This window comes from Streptomyces sp. NPDC096132, from assembly GCF_044763345.1.
In the GTDB taxonomy this organism is placed as follows: Bacteria; Actinomycetota; Actinomycetes; order Streptomycetales; family Streptomycetaceae; genus Streptomyces.
Genome location: NZ_JBIWGA010000012.1, coordinates 42,902 through 61,945, shown reverse-complemented (window position 1 = coordinate 61,945; position 19,044 = coordinate 42,902). Strand labels below are relative to the sequence as shown.

The window sequence follows — 19,044 nt, the reverse complement described above, 5'->3', positions numbered from 1 at the left end:
CCCGTCAACCCGACGCACCGCCCTGCGGCACCAGCAGCCCCTCGCGATAGGCGATCGCCACGGCCTCCGTACGGCTCGCCGCGCTCAGCTTGGCGAGGATGTTGGAGACATGGACGCTCGCCGTCTTGCCGCTGATGAACAGCTCCTCCCCGATCTGCCGGTTGCTGCGCCCGAGCGCGAGCAGCCGCAGCACCTCCTCCTCCCGCGCGGTGAGCGTGGCCGACCGGTCCCGGGCCGTGGACGGAGCGTCCGCGAGCCGTCCCCGGCGGATCAGCGCGTCCAGCCGCTCCAGCAGGGGCCCGGCCTTCAGCCGTACGGCGGTCTCCCGGGCGGCGCGGGCCTCGGCGGCCGCCTCCTCGCGCCGGTCCGCCGCCAGCAGGGCCTGCGCGTACCGCAGCCGGCAGCGCGCCTGTTCGTACACGTCGCCGTGGCCGAACGCGGCCACCGCCCGCTCCCACGCCGCCACGTCCGGCCCCGAGGAGGCCCACGCCCACTCGGCCTCGGCGCGGGCGAGCCAGGCCAGGCCCTCGGGACCGTGCGGCGGGCCTGCCTCGCCGTGGGCGGCCACCTCCCGCGCCACTCCATGAGTTCGCCCGCGACCGCCGACCAGCGGCCGGCCGCCGCGTCGTCGCCGGTGAGCCGGGCCGCGGCGGCCGCGTCCGCGACCGGGGCGAGCGCGAGCGCGGTGAGACGCACCGTGACGTCCGGGCGCGTACCGGTGACCTCGGTCAACGCCTCGACGCACGACCGCAGTCGCGCCACCGCGGCCTCGGCATCACCCCGCAGGGCGGCCGCGTCGGTCAGGACGACGCCCGCGACGAGCGTCGCCATCCAGTCAGCGCGACCCTCCAGCAGGCCGCGTGCCCGGTCCGTGACCCCTTCCTCACCGCGCGCCAGGGCCGGGTACAGAGCGGGCCCGACCGCGTACCCGCCGGCCGCGGGCAGCACGGCCAGGTCGCTCGCCGCCGTGCTCAGGCACTCGTCCCACCGGCCCAGCGTGTAGAGCACCAGCAGATGCAGATAGCGCATCTCCAGCGGATACGGCGAGGACAGCAGCCCCGCGCGACGGGCCCGGTCCAGGCCCTCCGCCAGCCAGGGCAGACACTCCTCCGGCGCACCGGCCTCGTAGGCGGCGATGGCCAGGGTGAACAGGGTCCGCATCTCGACGGGGGCGTTGCCCGAGCCCCGGGCCAGCTCGCGGGCGCGCAGCAGATGCCCGCGGGCCGCTGGGGAGCGGCGGCCGCCCTCCTCCAGGTTGGCCAGCGACACCAGCAGGTCGGCCTGCGCGTCCGTCAGCCCCAGCCGCTCGGCGGCGTCCAGCGCCTGACGGGCCACGCGGGCCGCGGTCTCGTTGTCCCCGACGTGACGGGCCGCCAGGACGTGGGTGGCCGCCGCCCACACCCACGTCGGCGACGGCGGGTCGGCGGGGATCATCGCCACCGCCTCGCTGCTGTAGCCGTAGGCGGCCGAGAGACTGTCGACACCGATGAGCGTGCCGGCGAGGGTGTAGCGGACCCGGGCCGCGAGCTCGGCGTCGGTGTCCTGGCCGACGCCCGCGAGCGCGGCCCGGTTCAGGGAGACCGCCCGGTGCGCCTCCCCGGCGTGCGCCGCCGCGGCCGAGGCGCGCAGCATGAGCGTGACCCCGTCCGTCCCCCTGCCCGAGGGCCGGGCGGAGGCCTCCACGGCCGGCCAGAGGTCGAGAGCGGCCTCCAGACGGTGCAGTTCCTCGGCCGGCGCGCCCACGTGCCGGGCGTGGTCGGCGGCCTCCAGGGAGGCGGCGAGCGCCTCCGCCAGGTCATGACTCTCGCGGTGGCGGTGGGCGCGCTCCGCCGCGGTCTCCGGCCGCCGGCCCCGCCCGGCGAGCAGCCGCGCGAACGCGCCGTGCAGTCGCGAGCGTTCACCCGGCAGGAGGTCCGCGTACACCGCCTCCCGGGCGAGCGCGTGCCGGAACGCGTACGTCTCGCCGTCCCCCGGCACGAGCAACTGCCGGCCTATCGCCTCGCGCAGCGCCGACTCGAGCTCCTCCTCGGGCAGTCCGACCGCGTCCCGCAACAGGTCGTGCTCGACGCGCCGCCCGGCGACCGCCGCCGTGCGCAGCACCCGCTGGGCGGTGTCGGAGAGCTGCTCGACACGGATCAGAAGGACGTCGGCCAGCCCGCTCGGCATCCCGCCGTCCTGCACGCCCGTGGCGGCGAGCAGCTCCTCCGCGTAGAAGGCGTTGCCCTCGGCGCGCTCCACGATGCGGCGCACGACGGCCTCCGGCAGCGGCCGCTCCTCCAGCGCGCGCACCAGACGCGTCACCTCCGCGTCCGCCAGCGGCCGCAGCTCCAGCCGGTCGACACCCGGCAGCCGCACCAGCTCGGCCAGCAGCGGCCGCTGGGGGTGCCCCCACGCTGTTCAGGCAGTGGGGGAGGATGCCGGCGGTGCAGATCGTCGGCACGGTAGGAGGCCAGCACCGCCAGTCGGCTCGCGGGTCCCGTGCCCGCCGGACGCTGCAGCAGGCCCCGGCTGAGCAGGAAGCGCAGCAGATCCCGGGAGGACTGGTCGGCCCAGTGCAGGTCCTCCAGGACGAGCAGCAGCGGTGCCACCTCCGACAGGCCGGCCAGCAGCCCCGCCATCCCCTCGAACAGCCGCAGCCGCCCTCCCCCACTGCTTGAACGCGTGGGGGGACCCCCAGCGTCCCGCACGCCTTCCGAGCCCGCCCCGCCCAGCAGCCGCTCGACCACGGGATGCGCGGCGAGCACGGAAGCGAACCGCTCGTCGGCCGCGAGGACCCCCAGGATCTCCGTGAACGGCAGATACGGCAGCCCGACGTCACCGAGGTCGACACAGTGCCCGGTGAGCACGGTCATACCGGCGCGCGCGGCCCCCACCGCCACCTCGTCCAGCATCCGTGTCTTGCCGACCCCGGCGTCCCCCGCGACCAACACCGCACGGGCGTCCCCGGCACGGGCACGCTCCAGCACACCGGAGAGCCGGACGAGTTCCTCGTCCCGGCCGACGAACGGAGAGACGAACACGGTCTGTGACACGCCCCCATCCTCACACGCGCGGGAGGGAACGCGGTGACCAGAGGCCGTCTCAGCGGTGCAGCGACCGCGCCCAGTCCGCCGGCACCCGGCCCGCCGGGCCCGGGGCCGGCTGGTCCACGGGGTGACTGGCCGGGGGTGCCAGCTCCGGGCCGGACTCGTAGAGTTCGTCGGTCGAGTAGTCCCAGAACCACTCCTCGCCGGGCTCGAAGCTGCGCACGACGGGGTGCCCGGTGGCCTTGTAGTGGGCGGTGGCGTGCTGCGCGGGAGAGGAGTCGCAGCAGCCGATGTGGCCGCAGCTCGCGCAGCGCCGCAGATGGAACCACCAGCCCCCGACCGCGTCGCAGTCCACACACCCGGCGCCGCTGGGCGGGACGGACGGGTCGATGGTGTTCGCCTCGGTCATACGGGTTCCTCCGCGGGCTGGGACTCGGGTGCGGGCGCGGTCAGCGGCAGCAGGACCTGGAAGCGGGTGTCGCCCGGCGCGGACTCCACCTGGAGGCTGCCGTGGTGCTTGTTGACGACGATCCGCCAGGAGATGTCCAGGCCCAGACCGGTGCCCTCGCCCACCGGCTTGGTGGTGAAGAACGGGTCGAAGATACGGCTGCGGATGTCCGGCGGGACACCGGGGCCGGTGTCCCGGAACTCCACCAGCAGCCGGTCGCCCTCCCGTGCCGTGCGCACGGTCAGCGTGCCCTCGCCGCCCGCGCTGTTGACGGCGAACACGGCGTTGTCGACGAGGTTCGTCCACACCTGGTTCAGCTCCGCCGGGTAGGCGGGCACCTCCGGGAGCGTACGGTCGTAGTCCTTGACGACCTCGATGCGCTGCCCGATCTTCCCCGACAGCATCAGCAGGGTGCTGTCGAGGAGTTCGTGGACGTCGACGGTCCGGAAGGGGGCGCGGTCGAGCTGCGAGTACTGCTTGGCCGCGTCGACGAGATGGGAGATGCGGGTGGTGGAGTCCTCGATCTCGTACATCAACAGCTCGGTCTCGACGGTGTAGTTGAGCCAGCCCACCGCGTTGGGCAGGATCTCCGCGTCCACGGTCGCCGCGACCTGCTCCAGCCAGTCGACGTCGAGTCCGGCCTGCACGAAGGTGGGCGCGTACTGCCAGCCGTAGTCCATGCCGTGGTCCTCGAGCCACTCGGTGAGCGCGTCCTCGCGGTCCGAGGCCTCCAGCGGAGTGAGCGCCGGCGCCTTGGCGACCCGCTCGGCGGTGCGCTCCTGGACCTCGATCAGACTCGCCAGCGCGTCCCGGGAGAAGGGCCCTTCGGCGATCAGGCCGAGCTTGTGCCGCATCTTCGCCACCCGCTCGCGCAGGGTGGCGGTGGCCCGCACGGCCGCCGCGGCGGGGTTGTTGAGTTCGTGCGTGAGCCCGGCCGACAACGACCCCAGGGCCAGCAGCCGTTCTCGTTGGCCGATGGCCCGTTGCGTGTTCTTCGAGCCGAAGAACAGCCCCTCCAGCAGATGGGCGGCCATCGGGAACCACTCCTGCATGACGGCCGAGAAGGACTCGGCCGGCAGCACGAAGAACCGCGTCGGCTCGGTCACCCGCATCGAGTTGTTGTAGACCTGCGGCACCCGGTCCCCGAGATACGCCTGCATGGCGCCCGCGTACACCCCGCGCTGCGAGGTGCGGCTGACCTCCACGTCGTCCCCGCCGACCCGGCGGTACAGCACGACCGTGCCCTCGATCATCACGTAGAAGCAGGTCGCCGGATCGCCCTCGGTGTAGACGGGCCCGGGCTCGAACCGCTCCACCCGGCCCTCGCTGCACAGCCGTCCGAGCTGCTCCGGGGAGAGCTTCTCGAACAGGAACAGCGAGCTGATCTCCCCCGGGTCGCACGGCATCAACCGCCCGCTCATGACTGCTCCAGATACCGGTGGACGAGCATCACTGCCATGGCTCCCTCTCCGACGGCGGACGCGACGCGCTTCGCGGACTCGGCGCGCGCGTCGCCCGCCACGAACACGCCGGGGACACTGGTCTCCAGATGGTACGGCGGCCGGTCCAGCTCCCAGCCCGCCGGCGGCCGCCCGTCCGGCGTGAGATCGGGCCCGGCCAGGATGAACCCGCGCTCGTCACGCAGCACGGTCCCGTCCAGCCAGTCGGTCAGCGGCGCCGCGCCGATGAACACGAACATCCACTGCGCGTCGACGAGTTCGGTCTCGCCGTTGTTCACGTCCCGCAGGGTCAGCCGCTCCAGATGGCCGACCCCGTGCGCGGACTCGACGACCGTGCCGGGGCGCACGAAGATGTTGGGCGCCTCGTCGATCTGCTGGATCAGATAGTGCGACATGGAGGCCGACAGGGACTCACCACGCACCAGCAGCGTCACGGACTTGGCGCCCCGCGCCAGGTACATCGCCGCCTGCCCGGCCGAGTTGGCGCCGCCCACGATGTACACGTCCTGCCCCTGGCAGGAGGCGGCCTCGGTCAGCGCCGACCCGTAGAACACCCCGCAGCCGGTCAGGTCGTCGCAGCCCGGTGCCGCCAGCTGCCGGTAGGTCACGCCCGTCGCGAGGATCACGCTGTGCGCGGCCACCGCCGAGCCGTCCGAGAACCGTACGACCCGCGCGGACCCGTTGACCTCCAGTCCGGTCACCTCGCGCGCGGTGAGGATCTCGGCGCCGAACTTCGCCGCCTGCCGCCGTGCCCGGTCGGTGAGCTGCGCCCCGGACACGCCGTCGGGGAAGCCCAGGTAGTTCTCGATGCGGGAACTCTGCCCGGCCTGCCCGCCGGTCGCCGACCGTTCCACGAGCACCGTCCGCAGCCCCTCGGAGGCCCCGTACACCGCCGCGCCCAGCCCCGCCGGGCCGCCGCCGATGACGACCAGGTCGTAGAACTCCGCCGTCGGCGTCGTCGCCAGACCCACCTGCGCGGCCAGCTCCGGGGCGTCCGGCTCGACCAGCGGCGTCCCCTCCGGGGTGATCACCAGCGGCAGCCGCCGCCCGTCCGCCCCGGCCGCGGCGAGCAGCCGCTGCCCCTCGGGCTCGTCGGAGGAGTACCAGCGGTAGGGCACCTGGTTGCGGGCCAGGAACTCCCGTACGTCCGAGGAGCGGGCCGACCAGCGGTGCCCGACCACCTTCGTCGCGGGCACCGGCCGGTAGTCGCTGGTCCGCCAGGCCTCCAGCAGGTCGTCCAGGACCGGGTAGAGCTTCTCCTCCGGCGGGTCCCAGGGCTTGAGCAGATAGTGGTCGAGATCGACGACGTTGATCGCGTCGATCGCCGCGTTCGTGTCCGCGTACGCGGTCAGCAGCACGCGCCGCGCTCCCGGGTACACGTCCAGTGCCTGTTCGAGGAAGTCGATGCCGTTCATCTGCGGCATGCGGTAGTCGGCCAGGATCACGGCCACCAGCTCGCCGCGCAGCTTCAGCTCGCGCAGCGCCTCCAGCGCGGACTCGCCGGACTCCGCCCGCACGATCCGGTACGAGGCGCCGTAGCGGCGCCGCAGGTCACGGGCGACGGCCCGGGAGACCCCCGGATCGTCGTCCACGGTCAGGATGACGGTCCGCGCTGTTTCGGCGGCCTGTGTCATACGTCTCCCACCCCGAGAGCGGTCAGGACTCGCCGGCGCACGGCGAACCCGGCGCCGGCTCCGCCCATCGTATGTTCGATCGCCCCGGTCCGCTCAGGGATGGCGCAGACCGTGCGCTGCGGGTTCAGAGCGGAGCACACACGGTCAAGGCGACCGCCGCGCGGCCAGCACGCAGAACTCGTTGCCCTCGGGGTCGGTCAGCGTCACCCACGACTGCTCGCCCTGCCCCACGTCCGCGTGCCGCGCCCCGAGGGACAGCAGCCTGCTCACCTCGGCCCGCTGGTCGACCGGACGGAAGTCCGGGTGCAGCCGGTTCTTGACCTGCTTGCCCTCCGGCACGTGGACGAAGAGCAGGCCCGGCAGCCGGTCCGGCGCCGGGCGGATCTCGTACTCGTCGGGATCGTTGTTCACCACCACCCAGCCGAGTGCCTCCGCCCACCAGCGCCCGAGCGCCACCGGATCGTGGGCATCGACGACCACCTGTTCCCATTCCAAGACCATGACCGGCAGCGTAGTGAAGACTGGCCCGGTACGAAGTGATCACGACACAGGAGGCAGCGGGATGACGGGCCCGATCACGGCAGGGGTCGACGGGACGGACGAGAGCCTCGCCGCGCTCGCCTGGGCGGCCCGGGAGGCCGTACGGCGGGACACGGCGCTGCGGGTGGTGCACGCGTGGAAGCACCAGCCGGACACCGCACCCGAGGTCGCCAACCGGGACGCCCAGCGGGCGTGGGTGCGCGACGCCGTCGAGCAGGCCGTCGCGACGGTCACCGAGCGGCACCCGGGGCTGACCGTCACCACGGACGTCCTGGAGGGCCACCCGGTCGAGACGCTGGTCGCCGCCGCGACGGAGGCGGAGCTGCTGGTGCTCGGCTCACGCGGGCACGGCGCGGTCGTCGGGTTCCTGCTGGGCTCCGTGGGCCAGCAGGTGATCGCCGAGGCCGGCTGCCCGGTCGTCCTCGTCCGGGCCGGCGACAAGCCGTCGTCGGAGGTGGCCGGGCACGAGATCGTCGTCGGCCAGCAGGGCGAACCCGAGGACAGCGCTCCCGCGCTGCGGTTCGCCTTCGAGACCGCCGCCGCGCGCGGCGCGAGCGTGCGGGTCGTACGGGCCTGGACGCTGCCGCCGGTGTTCGCCTACAGCCCCGGCTCGCTCAAGCTGCTCGACGAGGCCGGCGGACTGGAGCCGTTCGAGAAGAAGGCCCTCGCCGACGCCGTGGCGCCGTGGCGCGAGCGGTTCCCGGACGTGCACGTCGTGGAGCACGTGGAGATCGGCAGCGCCGGCCAGGTGCTGCTGTCGGTGTCCGGGCGGGCGCAGCTGATGGTCGTGGGCCGGCGCGCCCACCGCACCGCCGTGGGCGCCCGCATCGGCTCCGTCGCGCACGGCGTCCTGCACCACGCCGACTGCCCGGTCGCCGTCGTCCCCCACGACTGAACCGGGCACAGCAGGCTCACTCGGGCACGGTGGGCTCCAATGTCTCCCGTGCCCGGGGCAGGATGTTCTCGATGTAGTCCTCGACCGCCGTGTCGAGCCCGATGTCGTGCTGCGCCTGCTCCGACAGATACCAGCGGTGCTCCAGCAGCTCGTGGTAGATCTCCGCCGGATCCATGGAGCCGCGCAGTTCCAGCGGTACGGCGCGCACGGTCGGACGGAACACGTCCCGCACCCACCGGTGCGCCAGGACCTCGGGCCGGGCGGCGAGAGGGTCGCCAGGAGCGTAGTCGTCCTGGGTCGCCATCCAGCTCTCCAGGTCGTTCAGCAGCCGCCGGGCCTGGTTCTCCTCGGTGTCCAGGCCGGTCAGCCGCAGCAGTTGCCGCTGGTGGTGGCCCGCGTCGACGACCTTCGGCACGAAGGTGACGGTGTCGCCGCCCGCGGAGTGCTCGATCTGCATCTCGGCGACGTCGAAGCCCAGGTCGTTGAGCCTGCGGATGCGGCGCTCGATGTAGTGGTATTTGCCCGCCGGGTACACCGAGGTGCGGGTCAGCTCCTCCCACAGCGCGCCGTAGCGGGCGCAGATCTCCATGCCGAACTCGATCGGGTCCACCGAGGGGTGCAGCGCCCCCGACGCCTCCAGGTCGAGGAGTTCGCCGCTGATGTTGACCCGGGCGAGATCGAGGTCGTACTCCCGCTGCCCCGGGCTGAGCTGGGGGTGCAGATCGCCGGTCTCGGCGTCCACGAGATAGGCGGCGTAGGCGCCCGCGTCCCGCCGGAACAGCGTGTTGGACAGCGAGCAGTCGCCCCACGCGAACCCGGCGAGATGCAGCCGCACCAGCAGCACCGCGAGGGCGTCCATCAGCCGGTGCATGGTCGCCGGACGCATCGTCGTCTCGAACATCGACCGGTACGGCATCGATCCGCCGAGGTGCCGGGTCACCAGCACCGACTCCAACGGGTCGCCGGAGCCGTCGGCGCGCCCGGTGACCACGGCCAGCGGGTCGACGGAGGGGATGCCCAGCCGGTCCAGGTCGCGCAGCAACTCGTACTCGCGCAGCGCCGGACGCTCGGCCAGCTCCTTGACGGCGATCACCTCGTCACCGGCGCGCGCGTAGCGCACCACGTGACGGGAGATACCGCGCGGCAGCGGGACGAGGACCTCCTCGGGCCACTCCTCCAGGGGCACGTCCCAGGGCAGCTCGAGAAGGAGGGCCGGGTGCTCCGGGTTCGTGGCGCTGATCTGCAAAGCCATGGCCCGACCTTAGACGGCGCGTTCGCGGGCCTGCTGGGCGGCCGCCTTCACGGACCCCCGGTGCAGTGGTCCGTGCCCCGGCAGCAGGACATCGGCGTCCAGCCTCTCGATCACGTCCAGCGAGGCCACCGCGCGGGCCCGCTCGTGGTGGAACATGTCCGGCAGCAGCTGGGGGCCCCGCACCCGGGACGTCCGGTGACCGCTCACCAGGGCGTCACCGGAGATCACCACGCCCGCGTGAGGGAGATGGAACACGGTGTGCCCGTCGGTGTGGCCCGGCGTGTGCACGGGAACCGGCCGGCCCGGCAGATCGAGGGGGCCGTCGGCCACCGGGAACGCCTCGGGGGAGGTCACCGGGTGCTGCTCGGCGCCGCGGACCTTCAGCACGTGCACCAGCCAGGGCACCACACCCGGCCGCCAGGCGTTCTTCAGGATCGCGCCGACGGTCACCTGCTGGAGGAACTCCCGGCGGGCGTGCGGGACCTCGGCCTCGTGCAGATGGACCGGGGTGCCGTAGGTCGCGCGCAGGTACTCGGCCGATCCCAGGTGGTCGTTGTGGGCGTGCGTGATCAGTACGGCCGCGACCGCCTCCGGTGAACTGCCCACCGCGGCCAGGGAGTCCAGGACCTGCTGCCGGTCGCCCGGGTAGCCGGTGTCGATCAGCGTGACGGCGTCCCCCTCGGTGAGGATCACCCAGTTGGTGTTGGAGCCGTGCACGAGGTAGATGCCGTCCGCGACCTGCCGTACGTCCGCGCCCATGATCGTCGTCCCGAGTTGTGAGGAGCCTGTCCGACGAGCACAGCAAAGCAGATCATGACGGGGGCACCGACGTCGGGTCGACCTCGCCGCCGCCCAGTGCCTCGGTCGCGACGATGACCACGGTGGGCACGAGGAACAGGGGCCACGTCGTGGATCGTCTGCGCAGTGCCGCGGCGCCGAAGTGGACGAGCGCCGCGGGCGCCAGGTCCACGCCCTCCTCCACGTCGAACGCGATCAGCGAGGTCGCCGCGATCCCCGCCCCGGTGGGCCGGCGGCGCAGGAGCGCCGACCGGATCGGGACCGGGGGCGCGGGATCCGTCGGGTTCGTCATGCGACGGACGTACGTACGCCCTCCGGGCCGGGGAACGAGTGGCGCGGACTCCGTTTCCGGTGCCGTCCGGGCCCTCAGTCGGTTACCCGCAGCAGCAGCTTCCCCGTCGACGTGCGCCCGCCCATCAGCCGGTGCGCCTCGGCCGCGTCGGAGAGCGCGAACTCCGCCGTGACCGGAAGGCTCACGGTGCCGTCGGTGACCTTGGCGAAGGCGCGCTCGGCGAGGGCGCGCAGCGCTTCGGGCGCGGACTGGGCGAGAGCGAGGATGGAGAAGCCCCCGACCGAACGGCCCTGCGCGTACAGCTCGGGCTGCCCGATCCGCCACGGCTCGGCCCCGCTCGCATTGCCGAAGGACACCAGGCGCCCGAAGGCGGCCAGCGCCCCGAGACCTCGGCGCAGGGTGTCGCCGCCCACCGGGTCGAGCACCAGGTCGACCCCCCTGCCACCCGTGGCGCGGCGGACGTCGTCGTCGAAGGCGTCGGCGGTGAACACCTCGTCGTAGCCGTGCTTGAGCGCGTGGTCGGCCTTGGCCGCCGAGGAGACCACGCCGTACACCGCTGCGGCGCCCGCCGCCCGGGCCAGTTGCCCGGCCACCGTGCCGATGCCGCCGGCCGCGCCCTGCACCAGCACGGTCTCCCCGGCCCGCAGCCGCCCCACCTCGTGCAGCAGGGCGTGCGCGGTCGGTACCACGGTGGGCAGCGTGGCGGCGGTCCGCAGGTCCAGGCCCTCGGGCAGGGGGAAGGCGGTCACGGCGTCGGCCACGACGACCTCCGCGTACGCCCCGCCGTCGACGAGGGCGGCGACCTCCTGCCCCGGGCGCAGTCCCTCGACACCGTCGCCGACGGCCCGGACCCGGCCGGAGACCTCCAGCCCCGGCCGGAACGGCAGTGACTGCACCCGGTAGCCCTCGGCGCGGGCCTTGAGGTCGGCGAAGTTCACCCCGACGTAGGCGGCGTCGACGGTGATCTGACCCGGCCCGGGCTCGGGGGTCTCGGCCTGGACGACCTTCAGCACCTCGGGAGTGCCGTATTCGTGGAACTCGACTGCGCGCATGACGGATCACCGCACCCTTCGATGAGTGTTCAACGGGAAGCGAACACTGGGACTGTAAGATATCCGTCGAACACTCGACAACCGGCCGGGACGCACCACGCGAAACCCGTCGGGGAACGCGGGGCGACGGGAGAGGCATGTCGAACCAGGCCGCGGGCGGCAGTCACCGTCCGGCACCGGTGCACACGGACCCCACGGAGGTGCCCGTGCTCACGGCGCTGTCCGCGGTCGCCGACCCCGTGCGCATCCAGCTGATCCGCGAGCTGGCGGGCTCCGCCGACTGGACACGCAGCTGCGGCAGCTTCGACGTGCCCGTCGGCAAGGCGGCGCTCAGCCATCACTTCTCGGTCCTGCGCGGCGCCGGTCTCGTCGAACAGCGCGACGAGGGGCCCAAGCGGGTCAACCGGCTGCGCCGCGAGGAGTTCGACGCCCGTTTCCCCGGACTGCTCGCCCTGCTCCTCCGCGACGGCGCCGACGACTGAGCCGTCGGCGCCCCACAGGTTGTGCGGGAGCGTCAGGGCTGCGCCTGCGCGAGGGGGGTGACGGCGATGCGGTCGACGACCGGTGCGTACGGCGACCGCTGGTCGTACGGGTTGTAGGTGTCGCCGTTGAAGTCGGGCAGCTCCTGCGCCGTGAAGGTGAGCCGGTTCGTGCCCTTCCTCAACGTGACGGGGACGGTCAGCTCCCAGAAGTTGTTGAAGTGGAAGGTGGTCGGGAACAGCACCCGGCGGGCCGGTCCGCCGTTGACCGACAGGTCGGCGTGGCGGGCGATGGGGTCCGGGTTGTAGTGGGTGGCGGGCGCCTGCTCGGCGTTGGCGTAGCGGATGGTCACGGCGTGCCGTCCGGACCGCCGGGCGACCACGTCGAAGGTGAGGGCGTTGTCCGTGCCGTCGCCGATGTCGGTGACCGCCCTGCCGCCGGAGGCGAAGGTGTAGGCGTCCGTCACCCTGGCGGCGCCGGTCAGGGTGCCGTCCTCGGCCTGGTACACCCTGGTTTCCTTGGCGCCGTTCGACGGGGCCACCCTCAGCCGGTCCAGCACCAGCTCACGGGAGGCGCCGGTGACGGTGATCTTGTTGATGCCGCCGGACAGGAACATCCGGACACGGTCGGTGCCCTTCCTCGCCCCTCCGACCTCGGGCACGTCGAGCTTCTCGCCGTTGAGGGAGAGCGCCGCCCGGCCACCGCCCAAGTGGTCGACGGACACGGTCGATTCACCGTCGGTGGGGGAGTGGACCCAGAAGGTCGCCGAGTCGCCCCTGCCCAGCGGTACCGCGCCGGGACCCGAGGCGCCGGGACGGTCATAGGCGGGCCGTGCTCCGGAGAGCGTGGCGTATTCGGCCTCGTAGATCGCCGGTGCGGTCACCCGCCCGTCGCGCAGCGCGAGATCGATCCTGTCGATGATGGCATCGCCCTTGGTGACGCCCAGGTCCGCGTCCTTCGCGGCGAGCGTGATGCGGTGCCTGCCGGCGGTCAGTTCCACCGTGGTGTCGGTGTGGCCCCAGACCACCCACTTGTAGCCGAGCGGCAACCGCAGCTCCTGCGGATCCGCGCCGTCGACACGCAGGAAGACATTGGTGGGGCCCTGCTCCTTCACCAGGCCGTACAGGTTGTAGGAGTTGGCGAAGACGCTCAGGTCGTACGTCCCGTCCTGCGGGACCTCGACGTCGAAGGCGAGGACGCCGTCGGAGCCGGTGCGCAGGCCGCCCACGTTGTAGGTGCCGGAGGTCGCGAACCCGCCGACGTTCGAGGGCGTGCCCTCGGGACCGTTCCTGGAGTAGCCGCCGCCGGTGTAGCTCGCGCTCTCCGCCTCGTACGTCCCACGCCAGCTCACCGACGGGTCGGCCGGTACGCCGCCGTTGCCGCCGGGGGAGAGGATGACCTGGTAAGCCGACATCTCGTTCATGCCGGTCATCGGGAGCGTCACCGAGCCGTCCGGGCCGACCGAGAGCTCCCGGTCGGCCAGGCGCAGCGGCTGCGCCGAGTCGCCGACCTGTCCGGTCCAGGGGATCTCCTGGACGGTGGCGCGCACGGTCGTGCCGAACACGTCCGGGTCGACGTTCTCGAAGACGACGTCCGCGTCGCCGCTCTTGCCGCCGAAGAGGGCCCTCGACTGCCTCTTGTCCTCGTCGAGGGTGGCGACGCCCTGGAGGGTGTACTGCTGGTTGGGGTGCGGGGCGGTCACCCGAACCGTGTGGCCGGACATCTGGCCGTAGGCGTTGAACAGCCACCACTGGCCGTTGCCCTTGTTGGCCTCGACGGCGGAGTCGTTGAGGTTGCCGTCGATGTTCCAGTACGCGAGGTCGGCGTCGATCTTGGACTCCTCGATCGCGGAGACCCACTGGACGATCTGGCCGGGAACGGAGAGATGGTAGTTGTGGCCGTACTCGTTGACGTTGATCGGCAGCGGCCCGACGCCGACGTCCTTCTCCATCTGCCGGTACTTCGCCACGTTGGTGCGGACGGCCGCGGGTGACGACAGCTCGTGCCAGGTCATCACGTCCGGGACGACGTCGTTGGCCTTGGCGTACTGCAGGAAGCCCTTGACCTGGTCGTAGAGGACCGAGGTGTTCGGGCCGGCGATCCGCGCGTCCGGGTCCAGGTCCTTGATGAGCCGGTAGACCTCCTTCCAGGCCGCGAAGTAGTACTGCGGGTCCTTCAGCCAGGAGACGTTGTTGTAGCTCCACTCGCCCGTGCCGAACATGTTCCCCTCGGGTTCGTTGAAGGGGACGTAGACGACGTGGTCCTTGTAGGTGCCCATGGTCTGCACCTGTTCGACCTGCTTCTTGATCTTCTCCTTGAAGTCGGCGAGCTTCGCCGGACCGTCGGCTCCAGGCCACTGGTACGGGAAGCCGCGGTAGATGTCGGTCATGTAGATGTAGACGTCCTCGCCGCCGGAGTCCACGAACGGCGGCAGCATCTCCAGGGCGTCCGCGCCCGGGTGCTGGGGGCCGTCCTGTGCCTTCGTGGACACGGTCCTGAGGTGCATGCCCTCGAGGACGGTGCGGCTGGGTACGCCGTCGCCGTAGACGCCGTACAGCGATCCGGACGCGCCGCCGTGGAAGGCGCCGGTGTCGGTGGCGAGGTCGATGGTGAGCCGTTCGGGTTCCGCCGCGCGGGCCGTGCCGCCGGCGGCGGGTACGGCGAGGAGGGCGGCGAGGGCGGTGACGGCGGTGGCACCGGCCCCGGCCCTTGTTCTGCTGCGGGTGCGTCGCACTGAGGTCTCCGTGGGGTGATCCGTCAGAAGTGTCGAACCGGTTCGAAGAATGCGTGCCGGAAGCTAGCACCGCCAAAATGGGGCCAGCAAGACTCCAGACGCTGATTGGGTGCTGTTTACCGGAAGCCTGCGCAAGGCATTGACAGCGACCTCCGTCGCTCCTACCTTCCAGTCACGCGAACCGGTTCGACAAAGGAGTGCCGCTGTGAACATCGGGGAGATCGCCAAGCGGGCCGGTGTCTCGCGGAGCACCGTCTCCTACGCCCTGAGCGGCAAGCGCGCGGTGTCGGAGGAGACCCGCAGGAAGATCCAGCGGGTCATCGACGAACTGGGGTACCGGCCCAACGCCAGCGCGCGGGCCCTGGCCAACGGCCGGACCAGCACCCTCGGCCTGGTCTTCCCGCCGGCCGGAACCCACTACACCGGCATGCAGCTCGACTTCATCGGCAGCGTGGTGGAGGCCGCCGCGGCCTTCGACTACGACGTGCTGCTCTCCCCGAGCGGCGTGGACAGCGACCGCTCGTTCCAGCGACTGCTGGGCGAGCGCCGCGTCGACGGCGCGATCCTGATGGAGATCAGGCTCCAGGACGACCGGGTCGACCACCTCCTCGCCGAGAACTTCCCCGCCGTCTGCATCGGCCGCACCGCGAACGCCGACGGCGACTGGTGGGTGGCACTGGACCACACCGCGCTCGTGGAGGCGTGCGTCAACCACCTCGCCGACCTCGGGCACCGCAGGATCGCCTTCGTGAACCGGCCCGAGCACCTGCTGCGGTCCGGCTACGAGTCCGCGCACCGCGGCCTGGACGGCTTCACGAAGGCCGCGGCCGAGCGCGGCCTCACCGTGCGGACCTACTGCTGCGGCGACGACGCCCCCTCGGGACAGGCCTGCGTGGAGCGGATCCTGCACGACGACCCGGACACCACCGCCCTGGTCACCCTGAACGAGGCCGCGCTCGGGGGGCTCTACCGGGGGCTGACCGTGGCCGGCCGCCATGTGCCACGCGACTTCTCCGTCACCGGGGTGGTGGCCGGCCGCTGGGCGGAGACGGTGACCCCGCAGCTCACCGCGGCGGACGTACCGGCCGAGCAGATGGGACGCCTCGCCGTGGAGCTGCTCGTCGAGCGGCTCGACCATCCCGACGCGGCACCGCGCCACCGACTCCTGGCACCCCCGATCTCCCTGCGCGCCAGCACCGGCCCCGCCCACTGGCCCACGACCGACGGCTGAGACCCCGACTCCCTTCACCTACACGGCCCTTGTCACCCTCGGCCGCCCCTTCACCGGCATTCCCCGGCCGGCCGCCTCTCCGCTGCTTGCCGGGCTCGCCGTGCCGAAAACCCGAAGGAACCGCCATGAACGGAACCGCCATGACCAGAACCACCGGACGACGGTTCACCGCCGCCGCCCTGACCGTCGTCGCCCTCGCCACCGGCACCACCGCCTGCTCGTCCGACGGCAGCTCGTCCGCGCAGGACGAGGACAGCGGCACCTACACCGTCTGGGACCCCTACCCCCAGTTCGCCAAGGACTCGGCCTGGGTGAAGCTGCTCGACGGCTGTGGCACCAAGGCCGGTGTGAAGATCGAGCGAACCGCCTTCGACACCAGCGACCTGACCAACAAGGTGCTCCTGGCGGCCCAGCAGGACAACTCGCCCGACGTGCTCATCGTCGACAACCCGGTCGTGTCGACCCTGGCCGAGGCCGGCGTCCTCACCACCACCGACGACAACAAGCTGGACACCTCGAAGGTCGACCCCAACCTCCTCGCGGCCGGCCAGTCGGGCGGGAAGACCTACGGCACCCCCATCGGCGCGAACACCCTCGCCCTCTACTACAACAAGGACGTCCTCGAGGCCGCGGGCGTCGACGTCGCCTCGATCAAGGACTGGTCGTCGCTGACCGCGGCGCTGGAGCGGGTGAAGAAGGCCGGCAAGAAGGGCATCACCTTCTCCGCGATCGGCACCGAGGAGGGCAGCTTCCAGTTCCTGCCGTGGTTCTGGGGCGCCGGCGCGAAGCTCACCGAACTCGACTCCTCCCAGGGCGTGTCGGCGCTGTCGCTGTGGACCGACTGGCTGAAGAAGGGCTACGCCCCCAACTCGGTCATCAACAACACCCAGACCACCAGCTGGCAGGAGTTCGCGAGCGGCGACTACGCCTTCGCCGAGAACGGCACCTGGCAGCTGGCCAACGCGGAGAAGGCCGGCTTCGACTACGGCGTCCTGCCCATACCCGCCTCGGCCGGCGGCGACGCGGCGGCTCCCACCGGCGGCGAGTTCGTCACCCTCCCCGTCCAGGGCGACACCGGCCGCTACACCACCGCCCAGAAACTGGTGACCTGCCTGACCAGCACCGAGAACCTCTACGCCACCGACACCACCCTCTCCTACGTGGCCCCCACCGCCGAGGTCCAGAACAAGCAGGTCGCCACGAACGCCGGGTTGAAGCCGTGGGTCGAGGCGGTCAAGGCGGCCAAGGGGCGCACCAGCGACGACCTGGGCACCAAGTACCCCAAGATCTCCGAGCAGCTGTGGAAGGCGGTCCAGTCCGCGCTCAGCGGAGCCAAGTCCCCGAAGGACGCGCTCACTTCGGCGCAGTCCGCCGTCAAGTGACGTGGACCCGATGAAGCAGACGACCTACCCGCCGGACCCCCGGACCGGGCCCCGTCGGACGGGGGCGGCCACCGCCGCTCCGCCCCCGGCGCACCCCGGGCCGCGCCGCCGCCCCACCTCCCCGCAGTGGGCCGCCTGGGCCTTCCTCACACCGGTCACCCTCTACCTCGTCCTCTTCTACGCCTATCCCCTCTACCGCAACGTCGATCTGAGCCTGCGGAACTACACCGTCCGCTCCTTCGTCCGGGGTGACGCCCCCTTCACGGGCCCGAAGAACTACCAGACCGTCCTCGACGACCCGACCTTCGGGCCCGCGCTGGTGCACACGGTGGTGTTCACCGCCGTGTGCCTGTTCTTCCAGTACGCCATCGGCCTGGCCCTCGCCGTCTTCTTCCACCAGCACTTCCGGTTGTCCGCGACCCTGCGCGCCCTGTTCCTCGTACCGTGGCTGCTGCCGCTCATCGTGTCGGCGTCCACCTGGTCGTGGATGCTCAACAGCGACTCGGGCGTCGTCAACGCCCTGCTGAGCGCCGTCGGCATCGAGCCACTGAACTGGCTCACGTCGCCGTCCTGGTCGCTGACCTCGGTGATCATCGCCAACATCTGGATCGGCGTCCCCTTCAACCTCGTCGTGCTGTACAGCGGTCTGCAGTCCATCCCCGGCAGCCTGTACGAGGCGGCCGCCCTCGACGGCGCGGGCGCCTGGCGACGCTTCTGGAGCGTCACCTTCCCGTTGCTCCGTCCCGTCTCCGCCATCACCCTGCTGCTGGGTCTCGTCTACACGCTCAAGGTCTTCGACATCATCTGGATCATGACCAAGGGCGGCCCGGCGGACTCCTCCACGACCTTCGCCACCTGGTCCTACCAGCTCGGCTTCGGCAACCTGCTGCCCGCCTTCGGCCCCGGCGCCGCCGTCGGGAACCTGCTCGTCGTCGCGGCCCTGGTCTTCGGCCTGGTGTATCTGAGGGTCCAGCGAAAGCAGGCCCTGTCGTGATCCGAACCTCCCGTACGTGGGGGAAGACGGCCATCGGCCTCGCCCTCACCGCCGTCATGCTCTCCCCGGTCTACTGGATGCTCAACGTGTCCTTCACCCGCGACCAGGACATGCGCAAGAGCCCGCCCGACCTGTTCCCCGTGCACGGCACGCTGGAGGGCTATCGGGCCGTCCTGGACCAGCAGCTGCCCTACCTGGGCACCAGTCTCGTCATCGGTCTGGGCACCGTCGTCGTCACGGTCGCGCTGGCCGCGCCCGCCGGCTACGCACTGGCCAAGCTGCGGCCACGCGGCGGCGGTGTCGTGAGCTTCCTGTTCCTGGTCGCCCAGATGATCCCCGGCATCATCATGGCGATGGGCTTCTACGCCGTCTATCTCAGCCTCGGACTGCTCCGGTCGGTGCCCGGCCTGATCGTCGCGGACTCCACGCTGGCCGTGCCGTTCGCGGTGCTGATCTTCACCGCGTTCATGTCCGGCATCCCGGAGGAGCTGCTCCAGGCGGCGAAGACCGACGGCGCCGGACCCCTGCGCACCTTCCGCTCGATCGTGCTGCCCATGAGCCGCAACGCCGTGGTCACCGTGTCGCTGTTCGCGTTCCTGTGGTCCTGGTCCGACTTCGTCTTCGCCAGCACCCTCGTGGGCGGCGGCGCGCACGAGCCGATCACCCTCGGCATCTACCACTACATCGGCAACAACAACCAGGAGTGGAACGCCATCATGGCCACCGCCGTCGTGGCCTCGCTGCCCGCCACGGCGATCCTCGTCCTCGCCCAGCGCTATGTCGCCGCCGGCGTGACCGCCGGAGCGGTGAAGGACTGACCCCTCCT

At 71.9% G+C, this 19,044-nt stretch carries 15 protein-coding genes and 1 pseudogene; 6 read left to right on the top strand and 10 right to left on the bottom strand.

The window, feature by feature from the left end; all coding sequences use genetic code 11:
• Positions 1-4: 4 nt before the first annotated feature.
• From ACIRF9_RS27070 to ACIRF9_RS27050, 5 genes and pseudogenes are all read right to left on the bottom strand, one after another.
• Positions 5-3,032, bottom strand: a pseudogene (locus ACIRF9_RS27070) (AAA family ATPase).
• A 49-nt stretch (positions 3,033-3,081) separates the two neighbouring features.
• Positions 3,082-3,435: a UBP-type zinc finger domain-containing protein gene (locus ACIRF9_RS27065; RefSeq protein WP_403827263.1), complete on the bottom strand. Its 354-nt coding sequence runs from the start codon at positions 3,433-3,435 to the stop codon at positions 3,082-3,084.
• Entirely contained in the window at positions 3,432-4,895 is a 1,464-nt protein-coding gene (locus ACIRF9_RS27060; RefSeq protein ID WP_403827261.1) for an ATP-binding protein, read from the bottom strand. Before ACIRF9_RS27060 ends, ACIRF9_RS27065 begins: the two co-directional genes overlap by 4 nt.
• Complete coding sequence (locus tag ACIRF9_RS27055) at positions 4,892-6,568, bottom strand: FAD-dependent oxidoreductase (RefSeq protein ID WP_403827260.1); 1,677 nt, start codon at positions 6,566-6,568, stop codon at positions 4,892-4,894. The genes ACIRF9_RS27060 and ACIRF9_RS27055 overlap by 4 nt, the downstream gene beginning before the upstream one ends.
• A gap of 144 nt (positions 6,569-6,712) precedes the next feature.
• Positions 6,713-7,069: a VOC family protein gene (locus ACIRF9_RS27050; protein ID WP_403827258.1), complete on the bottom strand. Its 357-nt coding sequence runs from the start codon at positions 7,067-7,069 to the stop codon at positions 6,713-6,715.
• A 61-nt stretch (positions 7,070-7,130) separates the two neighbouring features.
• On the opposite strand from ACIRF9_RS27050, the gene ACIRF9_RS27045 reads away from it, so the two are divergent.
• The gene (locus ACIRF9_RS27045) at positions 7,131-8,003 is read left to right on the top strand and encodes a universal stress protein (protein ID WP_403827256.1); all 873 of its coding nucleotides are present in this window, start codon (positions 7,131-7,133) and stop codon (positions 8,001-8,003) included.
• A gap of 16 nt (positions 8,004-8,019) precedes the next feature.
• Here the strand turns inward: ACIRF9_RS27045 and ACIRF9_RS27040 are convergent, their stop codons facing one another.
• The 4 genes from ACIRF9_RS27040 to ACIRF9_RS27025 all read right to left on the bottom strand — a co-directional run bounded on the left by ACIRF9_RS27040 (position 8,020) and on the right by ACIRF9_RS27025 (position 11,397).
• Positions 8,020-9,255 carry a DUF4032 domain-containing protein gene (locus tag ACIRF9_RS27040; protein WP_403827254.1) on the bottom strand — a complete coding sequence of 412 codons (1,236 nt, stop codon included), beginning with the start codon at positions 9,253-9,255 and terminating at the stop codon, positions 8,020-8,022.
• A 9-nt stretch (positions 9,256-9,264) separates the two neighbouring features.
• On the bottom strand, positions 9,265-10,014 hold the full coding sequence (locus ACIRF9_RS27035) for an MBL fold metallo-hydrolase (RefSeq protein WP_403827252.1): 750 nt from the start codon (positions 10,012-10,014) through the stop codon (positions 9,265-9,267).
• A gap of 52 nt (positions 10,015-10,066) precedes the next feature.
• Positions 10,067-10,345, bottom strand: a complete 279-nt coding sequence (locus tag ACIRF9_RS27030; protein WP_403827250.1) for a hypothetical protein — start codon at positions 10,343-10,345, stop codon at positions 10,067-10,069.
• A 74-nt stretch (positions 10,346-10,419) separates the two neighbouring features.
• Positions 10,420-11,397 (bottom strand): zinc-binding alcohol dehydrogenase family protein, encoded by a 978-nt coding sequence (locus ACIRF9_RS27025; RefSeq protein ID WP_403827248.1) that lies wholly within the window; start codon positions 11,395-11,397, stop codon positions 10,420-10,422.
• A gap of 137 nt (positions 11,398-11,534) precedes the next feature.
• On the opposite strand from ACIRF9_RS27025, the gene ACIRF9_RS27020 reads away from it, so the two are divergent.
• Positions 11,535-11,879 carry an ArsR/SmtB family transcription factor gene (locus ACIRF9_RS27020; RefSeq protein ID WP_403827246.1) on the top strand — a complete coding sequence of 115 codons (345 nt, stop codon included), beginning with the start codon at positions 11,535-11,537 and terminating at the stop codon, positions 11,877-11,879.
• 32 nt (positions 11,880-11,911) lie between these two features.
• On the opposite strand, the gene ACIRF9_RS27015 is transcribed toward ACIRF9_RS27020, so the two are convergent.
• Positions 11,912-14,611, bottom strand: a complete 2,700-nt coding sequence (locus tag ACIRF9_RS27015) for a cellulosome protein (RefSeq protein ID WP_403827244.1) — start codon at positions 14,609-14,611, stop codon at positions 11,912-11,914.
• 205 nt (positions 14,612-14,816) lie between these two features.
• On the opposite strand from ACIRF9_RS27015, the gene ACIRF9_RS27010 reads away from it, so the two are divergent.
• From ACIRF9_RS27010 to ACIRF9_RS26995, 4 genes are all read left to right on the top strand, one after another.
• Entirely contained in the window at positions 14,817-15,842 is a 1,026-nt protein-coding gene (locus ACIRF9_RS27010; protein ID WP_403827242.1) for a LacI family DNA-binding transcriptional regulator, read from the top strand.
• Positions 15,843-15,982: 140 nt separating this feature from the next.
• The gene (locus ACIRF9_RS27005) at positions 15,983-17,224 is read left to right on the top strand and encodes an extracellular solute-binding protein (RefSeq protein WP_403827741.1); all 1,242 of its coding nucleotides are present in this window, start codon (positions 15,983-15,985) and stop codon (positions 17,222-17,224) included.
• Positions 17,225-17,234: 10 nt separating this feature from the next.
• Positions 17,235-18,218: a carbohydrate ABC transporter permease gene (locus ACIRF9_RS27000; RefSeq protein WP_403827240.1), complete on the top strand. Its 984-nt coding sequence runs from the start codon at positions 17,235-17,237 to the stop codon at positions 18,216-18,218.
• Positions 18,219-18,274: 56 nt separating this feature from the next.
• On the top strand, positions 18,275-19,036 hold the full coding sequence (locus tag ACIRF9_RS26995) for a carbohydrate ABC transporter permease (RefSeq protein ID WP_403827739.1): 762 nt from the start codon (positions 18,275-18,277) through the stop codon (positions 19,034-19,036).
• Positions 19,037-19,044 lie beyond the last annotated feature (8 nt).